Source organism: Chlorobaculum sp. 24CR (genome assembly GCF_004118635.1).
GTDB lineage: Bacteria > Bacteroidota > Chlorobiia > Chlorobiales > Chlorobiaceae > Chlorobaculum.
The window spans coordinates 1-519 of the sequence record NZ_SDGU01000099.1 but is presented as its reverse complement, the minus strand read 5'-3'; the positions used below and the strand labels follow the sequence as shown (position 1 = coordinate 519).

Genomic DNA, 519 nt, shown 5'->3' with positions numbered 1-519 from the left:
GAAAAAGACAATCATCACATCGCTCGTAGCCGTTGCGACACTTGGATTCAGCGGAACCTCTTTCGCCGGTAACGGTGGTACATATAATGGTGGTACCGTGCCGGATGGCAATGACATTTCCAGCATGATCATGAACACTGCGATGAGCTATCAGGATAATGATGTCACAACCATTACGCCGAATCTTAGCACGACCGTGGACGTGACTACCGGTGATATCCTTGCTGCTGTAGCGACGGCTACTGCGCCTGCTTACGCCGTGAAAGGCGATCTGGCAATTGCCACCGCCACCGCAGACCAGGCATCTTCGTTCCCGTTGCTTGCCACCGTTGTGACGCCAGTCGTCGGCTTGAGTGCTGCTCTTGGCTCACCAAGTGCCGGTACTGATGGCGTGGTTGTCGGAAATATCGACGTCTCTGGCGCTGTTGGTTCTGGTGTTGGTGCCAATATTGGCGGCGCTGTGTTTGAGTCGATCAACACCGCAACCGCGATTGCCATCAACGGTACGCTTGGCAACTA

General features: G+C 54.3%; 1 protein-coding gene. It reads left to right on the top strand.

Annotated elements, in window-relative coordinates; genetic code table 11:
* Positions 1-142 precede the first annotated feature (142 nt).
* Positions 143-519 (top strand): hypothetical protein (locus EST62_RS12805; protein WP_209019451.1); only part of this gene is annotated, 377 nt, incomplete at its 3' end.